Annotated in this window: 22 protein-coding genes; all 22 read left to right on the forward strand. The window is 65.7% G+C overall.

Going from position 1 to position 14,692, the window contains the following annotated elements:
- On the forward strand, positions 1-1,048 hold a 1,048-nt coding region (locus MIC448_RS11850; RefSeq protein WP_144238044.1), incomplete at its 5' end, for an FHA domain-containing protein.
- Complete coding sequence (locus tag MIC448_RS11855; RefSeq protein WP_036299937.1) at positions 1,045-1,533, forward strand: hypothetical protein; 489 nt, start codon at positions 1,045-1,047, stop codon at positions 1,531-1,533. The genes MIC448_RS11850 and MIC448_RS11855, both read left to right, overlap by 4 nt.
- Before the next feature lie 310 nt (positions 1,534-1,843).
- Positions 1,844-2,212, forward strand: a complete 369-nt coding sequence (gene rpsL, locus MIC448_RS11860; protein ID WP_036299939.1) for a 30S ribosomal protein S12 — start codon at positions 1,844-1,846, stop codon at positions 2,210-2,212.
- Between the two features lie 5 nt (positions 2,213-2,217).
- Positions 2,218-2,688 carry a 30S ribosomal protein S7 gene (rpsG, locus tag MIC448_RS11865; RefSeq protein WP_036299940.1) on the forward strand — a complete coding sequence of 157 codons (471 nt, stop codon included), beginning with the start codon at positions 2,218-2,220 and terminating at the stop codon, positions 2,686-2,688.
- A gap of 74 nt (positions 2,689-2,762) precedes the next feature.
- Positions 2,763-4,877: an elongation factor G gene (fusA, locus tag MIC448_RS11870; protein ID WP_036299942.1), complete on the forward strand. Its 2,115-nt coding sequence runs from the start codon at positions 2,763-2,765 to the stop codon at positions 4,875-4,877.
- A 178-nt stretch (positions 4,878-5,055) separates the two neighbouring features.
- Entirely contained in the window at positions 5,056-6,249 is a 1,194-nt protein-coding gene (gene tuf, locus MIC448_RS11875) for an elongation factor Tu (RefSeq protein WP_036299944.1), read from the forward strand.
- Positions 6,250-6,604: 355 nt separating this feature from the next.
- Positions 6,605-6,820: a hypothetical protein gene (locus MIC448_RS11880; protein ID WP_036299946.1), complete on the forward strand. Its 216-nt coding sequence runs from the start codon at positions 6,605-6,607 to the stop codon at positions 6,818-6,820.
- Positions 6,821-7,408: 588 nt separating this feature from the next.
- Positions 7,409-7,717: a 30S ribosomal protein S10 gene (rpsJ, locus tag MIC448_RS11885; protein ID WP_036299948.1), complete on the forward strand. Its 309-nt coding sequence runs from the start codon at positions 7,409-7,411 to the stop codon at positions 7,715-7,717.
- Positions 7,718-7,725: 8 nt separating this feature from the next.
- Positions 7,726-8,385, forward strand: coding sequence for a 50S ribosomal protein L3 (gene rplC / locus MIC448_RS11890; protein ID WP_036299949.1), 660 nt, complete (start codon positions 7,726-7,728; stop codon positions 8,383-8,385).
- 5 nt (positions 8,386-8,390) lie between these two features.
- On the forward strand, positions 8,391-9,053 hold the full coding sequence (gene rplD, locus MIC448_RS11895) for a 50S ribosomal protein L4 (protein WP_036299951.1): 663 nt from the start codon (positions 8,391-8,393) through the stop codon (positions 9,051-9,053).
- Positions 9,050-9,361, forward strand: coding sequence for a 50S ribosomal protein L23 (rplW, locus tag MIC448_RS11900; RefSeq protein ID WP_036299953.1), 312 nt, complete (start codon positions 9,050-9,052; stop codon positions 9,359-9,361). Before rplD ends, rplW begins: the two co-directional genes overlap by 4 nt.
- Positions 9,362-9,385: 24 nt before the next feature.
- A complete protein-coding gene (rplB, locus tag MIC448_RS11905; RefSeq protein ID WP_036299955.1) occupies positions 9,386-10,225 on the forward strand; it encodes a 50S ribosomal protein L2 in 840 nt (279 codons plus the stop codon).
- A 13-nt stretch (positions 10,226-10,238) separates the two neighbouring features.
- Positions 10,239-10,520 carry a 30S ribosomal protein S19 gene (rpsS, locus tag MIC448_RS11910; protein ID WP_036299957.1) on the forward strand — a complete coding sequence of 94 codons (282 nt, stop codon included), beginning with the start codon at positions 10,239-10,241 and terminating at the stop codon, positions 10,518-10,520.
- A 22-nt stretch (positions 10,521-10,542) separates the two neighbouring features.
- Positions 10,543-10,941, forward strand: coding sequence for a 50S ribosomal protein L22 (rplV, locus tag MIC448_RS11915; protein WP_036299959.1), 399 nt, complete (start codon positions 10,543-10,545; stop codon positions 10,939-10,941).
- Positions 10,941-11,702, forward strand: a complete 762-nt coding sequence (gene rpsC / locus MIC448_RS11920; protein ID WP_036299961.1) for a 30S ribosomal protein S3 — start codon at positions 10,941-10,943, stop codon at positions 11,700-11,702. Before rplV ends, rpsC begins: the two co-directional genes overlap by 1 nt.
- Complete coding sequence (rplP, locus tag MIC448_RS11925) at positions 11,702-12,121, forward strand: 50S ribosomal protein L16 (RefSeq protein WP_036299964.1); 420 nt, start codon at positions 11,702-11,704, stop codon at positions 12,119-12,121. Before rpsC ends, rplP begins: the two co-directional genes overlap by 1 nt.
- A complete protein-coding gene (gene rpmC, locus MIC448_RS11930; protein ID WP_036299966.1) occupies positions 12,121-12,435 on the forward strand; it encodes a 50S ribosomal protein L29 in 315 nt (104 codons plus the stop codon). The genes rplP and rpmC overlap by 1 nt, the downstream gene beginning before the upstream one ends.
- Positions 12,435-12,908 carry a 30S ribosomal protein S17 gene (gene rpsQ, locus MIC448_RS16450; RefSeq protein WP_232711683.1) on the forward strand — a complete coding sequence of 158 codons (474 nt, stop codon included), beginning with the start codon at positions 12,435-12,437 and terminating at the stop codon, positions 12,906-12,908. Before rpmC ends, rpsQ begins: the two co-directional genes overlap by 1 nt.
- The gene (gene rplN, locus MIC448_RS11940; RefSeq protein WP_036299968.1) at positions 12,905-13,273 is read left to right on the forward strand and encodes a 50S ribosomal protein L14; all 369 of its coding nucleotides are present in this window, start codon (positions 12,905-12,907) and stop codon (positions 13,271-13,273) included. Before rpsQ ends, rplN begins: the two co-directional genes overlap by 4 nt.
- A 2-nt stretch (positions 13,274-13,275) precedes the next feature.
- Positions 13,276-13,635 carry a 50S ribosomal protein L24 gene (gene rplX / locus MIC448_RS11945; RefSeq protein ID WP_036299970.1) on the forward strand — a complete coding sequence of 120 codons (360 nt, stop codon included), beginning with the start codon at positions 13,276-13,278 and terminating at the stop codon, positions 13,633-13,635.
- On the forward strand, positions 13,635-14,216 hold the full coding sequence (rplE, locus tag MIC448_RS11950; protein ID WP_036299972.1) for a 50S ribosomal protein L5: 582 nt from the start codon (positions 13,635-13,637) through the stop codon (positions 14,214-14,216). The genes rplX and rplE overlap by 1 nt, the downstream gene beginning before the upstream one ends.
- 74 nt (positions 14,217-14,290) lie before the next feature.
- Entirely contained in the window at positions 14,291-14,689 is a 399-nt protein-coding gene (gene rpsH / locus MIC448_RS11955) for a 30S ribosomal protein S8 (RefSeq protein ID WP_036299974.1), read from the forward strand.
- Positions 14,690-14,692: the final 3 nt, after the last annotated feature.

Consider the following 14,692-nt stretch of genomic DNA (forward strand, 5'->3'; position numbering starts at 1 on the left):
ACGCTCGGCGGCGGACGACGGTTGGCGGGCCCCGGAGGCACCGACCCCCGCGCCTCCGGCCACTCCGGCGGGCGCCGCCGCGCTCGCGTCGGTGTTCGGAACCCACGGGCCGGCGGGCGGACCCGATCTGCCCCCGCGCCCCGCGCCCCCCACGATCGACGGGTATCCCTCCGTCGTCCCGGTGCCGGTCGGACGCGGTGGAGCGCCCCTGATGCCCGTCGAAACCGCACGGGAATCGGCGCCCCTTCCCCCGGTGCCCACCTTCCGATCCACGATGCAGACGACACCGGCCGCCTTTGCGCGGCGCACGGATACGTCGACCGCCGATGTCCCGGTCCGGGGGTTCCTGCACGGCACATCCACGGCGGAGGGAGTGCCGGGTCCGCGGCCCACGTTCTCTCCCGAAGACATGGACGACACCGAGGGCTCGCGGCCGCAAGCCGAGCCCCCCGTCTCGGCGAGGTCGTCGAATGAACCCTGGGCTCCGGCCGCGTCGGCCGCCGTCCGCCCGCCTTCCTTCCAACCGTTCCTCGGCTCGTCCGAGCTGACCTACGAGTCCTCCGCCGAGGTATCCGCCGTCCAAGGGGCACCGACATCGGGTGCACCTCGTTCGGCGCGCACGTCGGTGTCCGCCCAGCACAAGCGTCCGGAGATTCCCGGGAACGAAGAGCTCGACGAATCGTTCGACGAGACGATCGTCGTCGCGCGTCGTCGGACGGTCTGGACGCTCGTGCCCACCCTGGGAGCGCCGATCCCGCTGACGGCGGATGTCGTCATCATCGGCCGCAGACCGCACCGTGAGCCCGATGACGGCGATGTGCAACTCGTCTCGATCCCCGATGAGACGCGGACGGTCTCGAAGACGCACGCGCGCATGGAGCTGACGCCCGACGGATGGATGATCGTCGATCTCGATTCCACCAACGGCGTGATCCTGATCGGTGAGGACGGCGCCGAGAAGGACGCCGCAGCCGGCTCCCCCGAGCAGCTGACCCCGCGGTTCCTGCTCGGTGATGCCGAGTTCGGACTGCGCCGGGAGGGCGAGTGACCGATACCGCCGAGCCGAACGCACCGGGCGCACCGGGTGCTGGGGGCGAGGTCGTCGAAGACATACCCGGGGGTGACACGACCGTGCGCCGCCCCCGCGTGCCGGCGCCGCCCGATCACGTCGTGCTCGCCGACACGGATCACGCGGACGACACCGTCATCGTCCGCCGGGGTTCGCATCGTCGGGGCGCCTCCGCGGGAACCTCCGAGCCCACCCCCGCGGTTGCCGGTGCGGTCGCGGCGTACCCGAGCCGGGTCGCGGCCCCCGTACGAGGATCGCGCAAGGGACAGCCCGAGGCGACAGGCGAGCGTGCCGAGGTCGGCGAGCGGACGAAGCACGATCCGATTCCGGATGCCTCGGGCATCCGCCGCTCTCTCCGTACGCGAGCGCGCCGACGATTCGCCGCACTCATCGCCACGATCCTCGCGCTCGTCGTGGTGCTGCTTGCCGCCCTCGTCGCCCTCTTGTTCGCTGGTGGCGTGTGAGAGCCGCTGCGCTCGTTTGACCGCACGCCGAAGCCGGGCGTATCATGGGTGGGTGTGCGTTCGCGCGCGCCATGTGACGTGCCTCGGGCGCGAAGCGGTTCTCCGCTCCGTGCCTACCGGTCCGATACGGGCAGCGAACGCCACATCTCAGGGACGGGCCTGCAAACAGGTCTCCCCCACGGCATACCCCCACCACACGTGACAGTCATCTGGCGCGTCGGAGGGTCGACGTGAACCCGACAAGATCCCCGGATCGCGTCGGGCGGAGAACACGCTCGCTGTCACCGTGCAGCACCATCAAGGAGAAGAAGTGCCAACTATTCAGCAGTTGGTTCGCAAGGGACGGACGCCGAAGGTCGTAAAGACCAAGGCTCCCGCCCTGAAGGCGAACCCGCAGCAGCGCGGCGTCTGCACGCGCGTGTACACGACCACCCCCAAGAAGCCCAACTCGGCGATGCGCAAGGTCGCCCGTGTGAAGCTGTCGAACGGCACCGAGGTCACGGCGTACATCCCCGGCGAGGGCCACAACCTCCAGGAGCACTCGATGGTGCTCGTGCGCGGCGGTCGTGTGAAGGACCTCCCCGGTGTGCGTTACAAGATCGTGCGTGGCGCTCTCGACACGCAGGCCGTCAAGAACCGTAAGCAGGCTCGTAGCCGCTACGGCGCGAAGAAGGGTTAAGCACCATGCCTCGTAAAGGCCCCGCCCCGAAGCGCCCCGTCGTCAACGACCCGGTATACGGCGCTCCGATCGTCACGCAGCTCGTGAACAAGATCCTCGTCGATGGCAAGAAGTCCCTCGCTGAATCGATCGTCTACAACGCCCTCGCCGGCGTCGAGTCGAAGAACAGCCAGGACGCCGTCGCGACGCTCAAGAAGGCGCTCGACAACGTCCGTCCGACCCTCGAGGTCCGCAGCCGCCGCGTCGGTGGCTCGACCTACCAGGTCCCGGTCGAGGTCAAGCCGCACCGCGCCAACACCCTGGCGCTGCGCTGGCTCGTCAGCTACGCGAAGGGTCGTCGTGAGAAGACGATGACCGAGCGTCTGCAGAACGAGATCCTGGACGCCTCGAACGGCCTGGGTGCCGCGGTCAAGCGCCGCGAAGACACCCACAAGATGGCCGAGTCGAACCGCGCCTTCGCGCACTACCGCTGGTAAACAGCGCCGCCAGTGGCCGGCCCGCACGGGCCGGCCACTCCCGCGACATCCGTCACCACAAGTAAGGAAACCCCGTGGCACAAGACGTGCTCACCGACCTCACCAAGGTCCGCAACATCGGCATCATGGCTCACATCGACGCCGGCAAGACGACGACGACCGAGCGCATCCTGTACTACACGGGAACCAACCACAAGATCGGTGAGACGCACGATGGTGCGTCCACGACCGACTGGATGGAGCAGGAGCAGGAGCGTGGCATCACGATCACCTCCGCCGCCGTTACCTGCTTCTGGAACAACAACCAGATCAACATCATCGACACCCCCGGTCACGTCGACTTCACGGTCGAGGTCGAGCGTTCGCTCCGCGTCCTCGATGGCGCCGTCGCCGTCTTCGACGGCAAGGAGGGCGTCGAGCCCCAGTCCGAGACCGTCTGGCGCCAGGCCGACAAGTACGACGTCCCGCGCATCTGCTTCGTCAACAAGATGGACAAGCTCGGTGCCGACTTCTACTTCACGGTCGACACGATCATCAACAAGCTGAAGGCCAAGCCGCTCGTCATCCAGCTGCCCATCGGCGCAGAGAACGACTTCCTCGGTGTCGTCGACCTCGTCGAGATGCGGGCCCTTGTCTGGGCCGGTGACTCCAAGGGCGACGTGACCATGGGCGCCAAGTACGACGTGCAGGAGATCCCGGCCGACATGGCCGAGGTCGTCGCGAAGTACCGCGAAATGCTGCTCGAGACGGTGGCCGAGTCCGACGAGGCGCTGCTCGAGAAGTACTTCGGTGGCGAAGAGCTTTCGGTCGCCGAGGTCAAGGCCGCGATTCGCAAGATGACGGTCAACTCGGAGCTCTACCCCGTGCTCTGTGGCTCGGCGTTCAAGAACCGCGGCGTTCAGCCGATGCTCGACGCCGTGATCGACTACCTCCCGTCGCCCCTGGACGTGCCGGCCATCGAGGCCCACGACCCCAAGGACGAAGAGATCGTCATCGCCCGTCACGCCGACCGCGACGAGCCGTTCACTGCCTTGGCGTTCAAGATCGTGACGCACCCCTTCTTCGGTCGTCTGACCTACATCCGCGTCTACTCGGGTCACCTCGACTCGGGCAGCCAGGTGGTCAACTCGACCAAGAGCAAAAAAGAGCGCATCGGCAAGATCTTCCAGATGTACGCGAACAAGGAGAACCCGGTCGACGCTGTCACCGCCGGGCACATCTACGCGGTCATCGGCCTCAAGGACACCACGACGGGCGACACCCTCTCGGACGCGCAGCACCAGGTCGTGCTCGAGTCGATGACGTTCCCCGAGCCGGTCATCGAGGTCGCCATCGAGCCGAAGACCAAGGCCGACCAGGAGAAGCTGGGCACCGCGATCCAGAAGCTCGCCGAAGAGGACCCGACGTTCCGCGTCGAGCAGAACTCCGACACGGGCCAGACGGTCATCAAGGGCATGGGCGAGTTGCACCTCGACATCCTCGTCGACCGCATGAAGCGCGAGTTCAAGGTCGAGGCCAACGTCGGTAAGCCGCAGGTCGCGTACCGCGAGACGATCAAGAAGGCCGTCGAGCGTCACGATTACACGCACAAGAAGCAGACCGGTGGTTCGGGTCAGTTCGCCAAGATCCAGTTCGCGATCGAGCCGCTCGAGGTCACGGCCGAGACGACGTACGAGTTCGTGAACAAGGTCTCGGGTGGACGCATCCCGCGCGAGTACATCGCGCCGGTCGACCAGGGCTTCCAGGACGCCATGAACGTCGGCGTGCTCGCCGGCTACCCCATGGTGGGCGTCAAGGCCAGCCTGCTCGATGGTGCGTCGCACGATGTCGACTCGTCGGAAATGGCGTTCAAGATCGCCGGCTCGATGGGCTTCAAGGAGGCCGTCCGCAAGGCGAACCCCGTCATCCTCGAGCCGATCATGTCGGTCGAGGTGCGTACTCCCGAGGAGTACATGGGCGACGTCATCGGTGACCTCAACAGCCGCCGTGGTCAGATCCAGTCGATGGAAGATGCCGCGGGCGTCAAGGTCGTGCGGGCGAATGTCCCGCTGTCCGAGATGTTCGGCTACATCGGTGACCTGCGCTCGAAGACCTCCGGCCGTGCCGTCTACTCCATGGAGTTCGACAGCTACGCCGAGGTTCCGAAGGCGGTCGCCGAGGAGATCGTCCAGAAGAACAAGGGCGAGTAGCTCGATTTCCGGCCCCTTCGACAAGCTCAGGGCGAGCCCTCGGCTGGCGAAGGGGCCGGTCCACAACTTCACACAGAATCACTTCAACTCTCTCTACTAAGCTGAGAACCAATCCCCGTAGAGAACCGGTCGCAATCCAGCGCCCGGAGGATCTACACGAATGTCCTAGGAGGACCCAGTGGCTAAGGCCAAGTTCGAGCGGACCAAGCCGCACGTGAACATCGGAACGATCGGTCACGTCGACCACGGCAAGACCACGCTCACCGCCGCAATCTCGAAGGTGCTCGCCGACAAGTACCCGTCGGCCACCAACGTGCAGCGTGACTTCGCGTCGATCGACTCCGCTCCCGAGGAGCGCCAGCGCGGCATCACGATCAACATCTCGCACGTCGAGTACGAGACCCCGAAGCGTCACTACGCGCACGTCGATGCGCCCGGTCACGCCGACTACATCAAGAACATGATCACGGGTGCCGCCCAGATGGACGGCGCAATCCTCGTGGTCGCCGCGACCGACGGCCCGATGGCCCAGACGCGTGAGCACGTTCTGCTCGCCAAGCAGGTCGGCGTGCCGTACCTCATGGTCGCGCTGAACAAGTCGGACATGGTCGACGACGAAGAGATCCTGGAGCTCGTCGAGCTCGAGGTTCGCGAGCTGCTCTCGAGCCAGGACTTCGATGGCGACAACGCCCCCGTCATCCGCGTCTCGGGCCTGAAGGCTCTCGAGGGTGACGAGAAGTGGGTCGACGCGATCGTCGAGCTCATGGAAGCCGTCGACGAGTCGATCCCCGACCCGGTGCGCGACAAGGACAAGCCGTTCCTCATGCCCGTCGAGGACGTCTTCACCATCACCGGCCGTGGCACGGTTGTGACGGGTCGCGCCGAGCGCGGTACCCTCGCGATCAACTCCGAGGTCGAGATCGTGGGTCTGCGCCCGACGCAGAAGACGATCGTCACCGGTATCGAGATGTTCCACAAGCAGCTCGACGAGGCCTGGGCCGGCGAGAACTGTGGTCTGCTCCTGCGCGGCACCAAGCGTGACGACGTCGAGCGTGGCCAGGTCATCGTGAAGCCGGGTTCGGTTACGCCCCACACCAACTTCGAGGGCACGGCGTACATCCTGTCCAAGGAGGAGGGTGGCCGTCACAACCCCTTCTACACGAACTACCGCCCGCAGTTCTACTTCCGCACCACCGACGTCACCGGCGTCATCTCGCTGCCCGAGGGCACCGAGATGGTCATGCCCGGTGACACCACCGACATGACGGTCGAGCTCATCCAGCCGATCGCCCTGGAGGATGGCCTCGGCTTCGCGATCCGTGAGGGTGGCCGCACCGTCGGCGCCGGCACGGTCACGAAGATCCTGAAGTAACACCTGCTTGCTCGGAAGTGCCCCTCGACTTCGGTCGGGGGGCACTTCTGCGTTGCGGGGTATACGGGGCCCGCCGCGCTCCTGCTCAGGACGGCTGTCGCAACCGAGCGCGCAGCTCGCGTGGGGACATCCCGTACTTCTGGTTGATGTGCTCACGCAGATGGCCGGTCGACGACAGGCCCGCGAGGCGTGCGACCTCGCGAATGCTCTTGTCGGACTCGACGAGGAGGTTTTCGAATCTCGCCCGATCGGGGCGCTTCGCGCCGCGCCTCGCGCATGCGAAGGCCTGGACGATCTAACGACGGAGCAGGAGAATTGGTGAGCATGCGCCATTCGGGCGTCGGAGGAGGACAACATGGGCGTTGACGACATCGTGAACAAGGGCAAGCAGATGTTCGAGCAGAACCGGGACAAGATCGAAGAGGCCCTGAAGAGCGAGAAGGCCGAGGACGTCAGCGACAAGCTCCTCGCGGGCGCCGCCGACGCCATCAAGAAGGTCGTGCCCGAAGAGCACCACGCGAAGGTCGACGAGACGCGCGACAACGTCGACAAGCACATCGGCAACCAGTAGCGCGGCGCTGTCCGCGCGCGAGGGTGCCTGCCTCGCAACTCGGTCGTATGTCCCAGTTCGCACCGGTAAGAGGCCCGGTGAGCGAGCGAAAGTGGGACGCGCCGCGCGGGCATGTCCCACTTTTCACCGCTATCCGGCTGCCTTACCGGCGCGAAGTGGGACACAGGGCCGACGAAGTGGGACATGTGGCGCGGCCGCGGATGATGGTGCTGAGATCGGGCACCGTCGCGCGTGACACGCCGTAGGCGACACGCCCGAGTTTGCGACACGCCCGGGCGACACGTAGACTAGTCCAGTTCCACATTCCGGCGTGCCGCATGGCGCGCGCAGGATCACTGCCAGGCAGTGCATAGACCGCGTGAAGCGCAGGTCTAGGCCGCGGGCAGCAGAACACCTCCACAGCCCCAACCGCGAAAGCGGGATTTGCACGCGTGCGTGCGGGGCAGTGATCCGGATGCCCCGGCATCCGGTGTGACATCAGAACAGCGGTGCAGCAGAAAGTGCCAGAGGCGCGCAAGCGTCACATGCGTCCAATGCGTCCAGAGAAATCTGGGAACCGTACGACGCGATATAGAGAGTGAGCAGACAATGGCGGGACAAAAGATCCGCATTCGCCTGAAGTCGTATGACCACGAGGTCATCGACACGTCGGCGCGGAAGATCGTCGACACCGTGACCCGTGCGGGCGCAACCGTCGTGGGCCCCGTGCCCCTTCCGACGGAGAAGAACGTGATCCCCGTGATCCGTTCCCCCCACAAGTACAAGGACAGCCGCGAGCACTTCGAGATGCGCACCCACAAGCGCCTGATCGACATCATCGACCCGACGCCCAAGGCCGTCGACTCGCTGATGCGTCTCGACCTCCCGGCCGATGTCAACATCGAGATCAAGCTCTGAGGTTCGACATGGCTGATATCAACAACAAGATTTCGAAGGGCCTGCTGGGCACCAAGCTCGGCATGACCCAGGTATGGAACGAGCAGGGCAAGCTGATCCCCGTCACGGTGATCGAGGTTGCTCCGAACGTCGTCACCCAGATCCGCACCCCCGAGAAGGATGGCTACAAGGCCGTCCAGATCGCGTACGGGCAGATCGACCCCCGCAAGGTGAACAAGCCCCAGACGGCTCACTTCGAGGCCGCGGGCGTTACGCCCCGTCGTCACCTCACCGAGATCCGCACGGCGGATGCCGCTGACTACTCACTCGGTCAGGAGCTCACCGCGGAGGGCACCTTCGAGGCCGGCCAGCTCGTCGACGTCGTCGGCACGAGCAAGGGCAAGGGCTTCGCCGGTGTCATGAAGCGTCACAACTTCAAGGGTGTCTCGGCGTCGCACGGTTCGCACCGTAACCACCGCAAGCCCGGCTCGATCGGCGCATCGTCGACCCCGAGCCGTGTCTTCAAGGGCATGCGCATGGCCGGCCGTATGGGTGGCGAGCGCGTGACCGTCATGAACCTCACGGTGCACGCCGTCGACGCCGAGAAGGGTCTGCTGCTCGTCAAGGGCGCCGTCCCCGGTGCTCGTGGCCGCATCGTCTACGTCCGCAACGCAGTGAAGGGGGCATGAGCCACATGACTGACTCGACTCTCGCGCTCGACGTGCGGGGTACCGACGGCAAGAAGGCCGGTTCCGTGAACCTGCCCGCCGAGGTCTTCGACGTCAAGACGAACATTCCTCTCATCCACCAGGTTGTCGTCGCGCAGCGCGCGGCGGCTCGCCAGGGCACGCACTCGACCAAGCGTCGTGGCGAGGTCTCGGGTGCCGGCCGCAAGCCCTTCAAGCAGAAGGGCACCGGTAACGCCCGTCAGGGCTCGATCCGCGCGCCGCACATGACCGGTGGTGGCATCGTCCACGGGCCGAAGCCGCGCGACTACTCGCAGCGCACGCCCAAGAAGATGATCGCCGCAGCGCTCCGCGGAGCCCTCAGCGACCGTGCTCGCGGCAACCGCCTGCACGTCGTCGAGTCGCTCGGTGTCGCCGGCGCCCCGTCGACGAAGGCCGCTGCGACGTACCTCGCCACGGTCGCGCCGACCAAGAACGTCCTCGTCGTCATTGAGCGTGACGACGAGATCAGCGTCAAGAGCATCCGCAACCTCGCGTATGTCCACGTGCTGACGTTCGACCAGCTCAACGCGTACGACGTGCTCGTCTCGGACGACATCGTCTTCACCAAGGCCGCCTTCGATGCGTTCGTCGCATCCAAGACGGTCTCCACCACGGAGGTCTCGGCATGAGCGCCCTGAACACGGCCCTGAACAAGGACCCGCGCGACGTCATCCTGAAGCCGGTCGTCTCGGAGAAGAGCTACGGGCTCATCGACGAGGGTAAGTACACGTTCCTCGTGGACCCCCGCGCCGACAAGACCGAGATCAAGCTGGCCGTCGAGAAGATCTTCGGCGTGAAGGTCGCTTCGGTCAACACGATCAACCGCGTGGGCAAGGCCCGCCGCACCCGCTTCGGCACCGGCCGCCGCAAGGACACCAAGCGCGCCATCGTCACGCTGAAGTCGGGCACCATCGACATCTTCACGGCAGTCGGCTGACGGTCGGGATAGGGACGAGACACCATGGCAATTCGCAAGTACAAGCCGACGACCCCCGGTCGTCGCGGCTCGTCGGTCTCCGACTTCGCCGAGATCACGCGCTCGACGCCCGAGAAGTCGCTGCTGCGCCCGCTCTCCAAGACGGGTGGCCGCAACAACCAGGGCCGCATCACCACGCGTCACATCGGTGGTGGACACAAGCGTCAGTACCGCGTCATCGACTTCCGTCGCCACGACAAGGACGGCATCGACGCGAAGGTCGCTCACATCGAGTACGACCCCAACCGCACGGCGCGTATCGCGCTGCTGCACTACGCGGACGGCGAGAAGCGCTACATCATCGCGCCGAACAAGCTGTCGCAGGGTGACATCGTCGAGTCGGGTTCCGGCGCCGACATCAAGCCCGGCAACAACCTGCCGCTCCGCAACATCCCGACCGGTACGGTCATCCACGCCATAGAGCTCCGCCCCGGCGGCGGCGCGAAGATGGCCCGTTCGGCCGGCGTCTCCGTGCGTCTGGTCGCGAAGGATGGCCCCTACGCCCAGCTGCGTCTGCCCTCGGGTGAGATCCGCAACGTCGATGCGCGCTGCCGCGCGACCATCGGCGAGGTCGGCAACGCCGAGCAGTCGAACATCAACTGGGGCAAGGCCGGTCGCAACCGCTGGAAGGGCATTCGCCCGACCGTCCGTGGTGTCGCCATGAACCCGGTCGACCACCCGCACGGTGGTGGCGAGGGTAAGACGTCCGGTGGACGTCACCCGGTTTCGCCGTGGGGTCAGGCCGAAGGCCGCACCCGGCACGCCAACAAGGAGAGCGACAAGCTCATCGTCCGCCGCCGCACGGCCGGCAAGAAGCGCAAGTAGGTAGGAACAGAAGATGCCACGCAGTCTTAAGAAGGGCCCCTTCGTCGACGAGCACCTGCTTCGCAAGGTTGTCGTCCAGAACGATTCGGGTTCCAAGAACGTCATCAAGACCTGGTCACGCCGGTCGATGATCGTGCCGGCCATGCTCGGCCACACGATCGCCGTCCACGACGGTCGCAAGCACATCCCCGTGTTCGTGACCGAGACCATGGTCGGTCACAAGTTGGGCGAATTCGCGCCGACCCGCACCTTCCGCGGCCACGTGAAGGACGACAAGAAGGGCCGTCGCCGCTAAGGCGGCGACAGAGGAGAGAGAAATGGTGGAGTCCATCGCACGCGTGCGACACATCCGCGTGACCCCTCAGAAGGCTCGTCGTGTCATCGCACTCATCAAGGGAAAGCAGGCCGAAGAGGCCCTCGCGATCCTGAAGTTCGCGCCGCAGTCGGCGTCGGAGCCCGTATCGAAGCTCGTCGCCTCGGCGATGGCCAACGCTCGGGTCAAGGCCGACAAGGACGGCGAGTTCCTCGACGACCGCGACCTGTACGTCGCGAACGTCTACGTCGACGAGGGCACGACGCTCAAGCGTTTCCGCCCCCGCGCACAGGGCCGCGCGTTCCAGATCAAGAAGCGCACGAGCCACATCACGGTCGTGCTCGCGACGCCCGTGGCCGCTGACGCCCCGGCGTCCGCCAAGACCAAGAAGGCGAGCAAGTAATGGGACAGAAAGTCAACCCGTACGGCTTCCGCCTCGGGATCACCACGGACCACGTGTCCCGTTGGTTCTCGGACTCGACCAAGGTCGGCCAGCGTTACGCCGACTACGTCGCCGAGGACATCCGGATCCGTAAGCTCCTGCAGGTCTCGCTCGACCGCGCCGGCGTGAGCCGTATCGAGATCGAGCGCACCCGCGACCGCGTCCGCGTCGACATTCACACCGCCCGCCCGGGCATCGTGATCGGTCGTCGTGGTGCTGAGGCCGAGCGCATCCGTACCGATCTCGAGAAGCTCACGGGCAAGCAGATCCAGCTGAACATCCTCGAGGTCAAGAACCCCGAGGCCGACGCTCAGCTGGTCGCCCAGGGAATCGCCGAGCAGCTCACGGGTCGCGTGGCCTTCCGCCGCGCGATGCGCAAGGGCCTCCAGGGTGCCCAGCGCGCCGGAGCCAAGGGCGTCCGTATCCAGGTTTCCGGTCGCCTCGGCGGCGCGGAGATGAGCCGTTCGGAGTTCTACCGCGAGGGTCGCGTACCCCTGCACACGCTCCGCGCCAACATCGACTACGGCTTCTACGAGGCCAAGACGACGTTCGGCCGCATCGGTGTGAAGGTCTGGATCTACAAGGGCGACCTCACGAACAAGGAGCTCGCTCGCGAGCAGGCCAACGCCCCCAAGGCGCCTCGTGGCCGCGATGACCGTGGTGGCGACCGTCGCCGTGGTCCGCGCAACGACGCCCCCGTCGCAGAAGGAGCGTCTGCCTGATGCTTATTCCCCGCAAGGTCAAGTACCGCAAGCAGCACCACCCCGGTCGTTCGGGTGCGGCCACCGGAGGCACCGAAGTTTCGTTCGGTGAGTACGGTATCCAGGCCCTGACGCCCGCTTACGTGACGAACCGTCAGATCGAGTCCGCTCGTATCGCGATGACCCGTCACATCAAGCGTGGTGGAAAGGTGTGGATCAACATCTACCCCGACCGTCCGCTCACGAAGAAGCCGGCCGAAACCCGCATGGGTTCCGGTAAGGGTTCGCCCGAGTGGTGGGTTGCCAACGTCAAGCCGGGTCGCGTCCTCTTCGAGGTCGCCGGCGTCAGCGAAGAACTCGCTCGCGAGGCACTGACCCGTGCCATCCACAAGCTGCCCCTGAAGGCACGCATCATCAAGCGCGAGGAAGGCGACGCGTAATGGCTATCGGTACCAAGGAGCTCAGCCCGTCTGAGCTCGACACGATGGAAGACCACCGCCTCGTCGAGGAGCTGCGCAAGGCCAAGGAAGAGCTGTTCAACCTGCGCTTCCAGTCGGCCACCGGCCAGCTCGAGAGCCACGGTCGCATCCGCGCCGTCAAGCGCGACATCGCGCGGCTCTACACCGTGATCCGTGAGCGCGAGCTCGGCATCCGTGCCACGCCCGCTCCCGCGGAGGTCGCGACGAAGGCCAAGAAGACGAAGGCGAAGAAGACCGAGGATGCCTCGGACACCGCCGAAGGAGAGGCTGAGTAATGGCCACCGAGAAGGCAACTGAGACCAAGGCCGCTGAGGCCAAGGAGACGAAGGCCGCCGCACCGAAGGCTGCAAAGCCCGCGGCTGCAAAGCCCGCCGCCAAGAAGGCGCCCGCCAAGGCCGCCGCACCGAAGGCCGCCAAGGCCGAGGCTGCGGAGCCCCAGGCTGCCGTCCAGGCATCGGGACACGAGTCGTCCGCACACGACGTGCGCGACGCCGCGGCCCGTGGTTACCGCAAGTCGCGTCGTGGCTACGTCACGAGCGACCGCATGGACAAGACGATCGTCGTCGAGGTCGAAGACCGCGTGAAGCACCCGCTTTACGGCAAGGTCATCCGCCGCACGTCGAAGGTCAAGGTGCACGACGAGGCGAACTCCGCCGGAATCGGCGACCTGGTCGTCATCAATGAGACCCGTCCGCTGAGCGCCACCAAGCGCTGGCGCCTGGTGGAGATTCTGGAGAAGGCCAAGTGATTCAGCAGGAATCCCGAGTCAAGGTCGCCGACAACACCGGCGCCAAGGAGCTGCTCACGATCCGTGTGCTCGGTGGCTCGAAGCGCCGCTATGCGGGCCTCGGCGACACGATCGTGGCGACCGTCAAGGACGCCATCCCCGGCGGAAACGTCAAGAAGGGCGATGTCGTCAAGGCGGTCATCGTCCGTACCGTCAAGGAGACCCGTCGTCCCGACGGTTCCTACATCAAGTTCGACGAGAACGCCGCCGTCATCCTGAAGGCAGACGGGGAGCCCCGCGGCACCCGCATCTTCGGACCGGTCGGCCGCGAGCTTCGTGACCGCAAGTTCATGAAGATCGTCTCGCTCGCACCGGAGGTGATCTGATCATGGCCAACATCAAAAAGGGTGATCTCGTGCAGGTCATCACGGGCGCTAAGCCCGAGCGCGGCGGAGACCGCGGCAAGCAGGGTAAGGTCCTCGAGGTCCTGACCGAGCGCAACCGGGTGATCGTGGAGGGCGTGAACTACGTCACCAAGCACTCGCGCGTCGGCCAGACCCAGCGCGGCACCAAGACCGGTGGCATCGAGACCCTCGAAGCCCCCATCCACATCTCCAACGTCGCCCTCGTCGACCCCGAGACGAAGAAGCCGACCCGTGTCGGTCACCGCGTCGAAGAGCGGACGAAGGATGGCGTGAAGCGCACTGTGCGCGTCCGCTACGCGAAGAAGTCAGGTAAGGACCTCTGATGAGCACCACCACTGCCGCGCCCGCTGGCAAAATCCAGCCGCGCCTGAAGCAGAAGTACCAGGCCGAGATCAAGAAGGCTCTTCAGGAAGAGTTCGGGTACGCCAACGTCAACCAGATCCCCGGTCTGGTCAAGGTTGTCGTGAACACCGGTGTCGGCGAAGCCGCGCGTGACAGCAAGGTGATGGACGGTGCGGTCGACGACCTCACCCGCATCACCGGCCAGAAGCCGCTCGTGACGAAGGCCCGCAAGTCGATCGCCCAGTTCAAGCTGCGCGAGGGTCAGCCCATCGGCGCCCACGTCACGCTGCGTGGCGACCGTGCCTGGGAGTTCGTCGACCGTCTCGTGACGCTCGCCCTGCCCCGTATCCGCGACTTCCGCGGTCTGTCGTCCAAGCAGTTCGACGGCAACGGCAACTACACCTTCGGTCTTCAGGAACAGTCCGTGTTCCACGAGATCGACCAGGACCGGATCGACCGCGTCCGTGGTTTCGACATCACCGTCGTCACCACGGCGAAGTCGGATGACGAGGGTCGTGCACTTCTGCGTCACCTCGGCTTCCCGTTCCGCGCCGAGGCGTAAGACTCCATAACACCACCACAGGTCGTCTGCCTTGCACAGGCATCCGAAACCTGGTGAACGAAGGAAACAAACACATGACAATGACAGACCCGGTCGCAGACATGCTGACCCGGCTGCGCAACGCGAACTCGGCGCACCACGATTCCGTGAGCCTGCCGAGCTCCAAGCTCAAGTCGCACATCGCCGAGATCCTCAAGCGTGAGGGTTACATCGCCGAGTGGGAGATCGAGGACGCCCGCGTGGGCCAGACGCTCACCATGACGCTGAAGTACGGCCCGAACCGCGAGCGCTCCATTGCGGGCATCAAGCGCGTTTCGAAGCCCGGTCTGCGCGTTTACGCGAAGTCCAGCGAGATCCCCCGCGTTCTCGGTGGCCTCGGCGTTGCCATCCTGTCCACCTCCTCCGGTCTTCTCACCGACCGTCAGGCAGAGCAGAAGGGCGTGGGTGGGGAAGTCCTCGCCTACGTTTGGTGATCC

The organism is Microbacterium sp. C448, from assembly GCF_000582705.2.
GTDB lineage: Bacteria > Actinomycetota > Actinomycetes > Actinomycetales > Microbacteriaceae > Microbacterium > Microbacterium lacus_A.

What these genes read in the sequence shown, in the direction of transcription:
- rplX (WP_036299970.1), top strand. Translation starts at nt 13,276, where the DNA reads ATGGCCAACATCAAAAAGGGTGATCTCGTGCAGGTCATCACGGGCGCT.
- rplD (WP_036299951.1), top strand. Translation starts at nt 8,391, where the DNA reads ATGACTGACTCGACTCTCGCGCTCGACGTGCGGGGTACCGACGGCAAG.
- rplP (WP_036299964.1), top strand. Translation starts at nt 11,702, where the DNA reads ATGCTTATTCCCCGCAAGGTCAAGTACCGCAAGCAGCACCACCCCGGT.
- rplC (WP_036299949.1), top strand. Translation starts at nt 7,726, where the DNA reads ATGGCTGATATCAACAACAAGATTTCGAAGGGCCTGCTGGGCACCAAG.
- rpsQ (WP_232711683.1), top strand. Translation starts at nt 12,435, where the DNA reads ATGGCCACCGAGAAGGCAACTGAGACCAAGGCCGCTGAGGCCAAGGAG.
- rpsJ (WP_036299948.1), top strand. Translation starts at nt 7,409, where the DNA reads ATGGCGGGACAAAAGATCCGCATTCGCCTGAAGTCGTATGACCACGAG.
- rpmC (WP_036299966.1), top strand. Translation starts at nt 12,121, where the DNA reads ATGGCTATCGGTACCAAGGAGCTCAGCCCGTCTGAGCTCGACACGATG.
- rpsG (WP_036299940.1), top strand. Translation starts at nt 2,218, where the DNA reads ATGCCTCGTAAAGGCCCCGCCCCGAAGCGCCCCGTCGTCAACGACCCG.
- rplW (WP_036299953.1), top strand. Translation starts at nt 9,050, where the DNA reads ATGAGCGCCCTGAACACGGCCCTGAACAAGGACCCGCGCGACGTCATC.
- rplB (WP_036299955.1), top strand. Translation starts at nt 9,386, where the DNA reads ATGGCAATTCGCAAGTACAAGCCGACGACCCCCGGTCGTCGCGGCTCG.
- rpsS (WP_036299957.1), top strand. Translation starts at nt 10,239, where the DNA reads ATGCCACGCAGTCTTAAGAAGGGCCCCTTCGTCGACGAGCACCTGCTT.
- rpsC (WP_036299961.1), top strand. Translation starts at nt 10,941, where the DNA reads ATGGGACAGAAAGTCAACCCGTACGGCTTCCGCCTCGGGATCACCACG.
- rplE (WP_036299972.1), top strand. Translation starts at nt 13,635, where the DNA reads ATGAGCACCACCACTGCCGCGCCCGCTGGCAAAATCCAGCCGCGCCTG.
- rpsH (WP_036299974.1), top strand. Translation starts at nt 14,291, where the DNA reads ATGACAATGACAGACCCGGTCGCAGACATGCTGACCCGGCTGCGCAAC.
- MIC448_RS11880 (WP_036299946.1), top strand. Translation starts at nt 6,605, where the DNA reads ATGGGCGTTGACGACATCGTGAACAAGGGCAAGCAGATGTTCGAGCAG.
- rplV (WP_036299959.1), top strand. Translation starts at nt 10,543, where the DNA reads ATGGTGGAGTCCATCGCACGCGTGCGACACATCCGCGTGACCCCTCAG.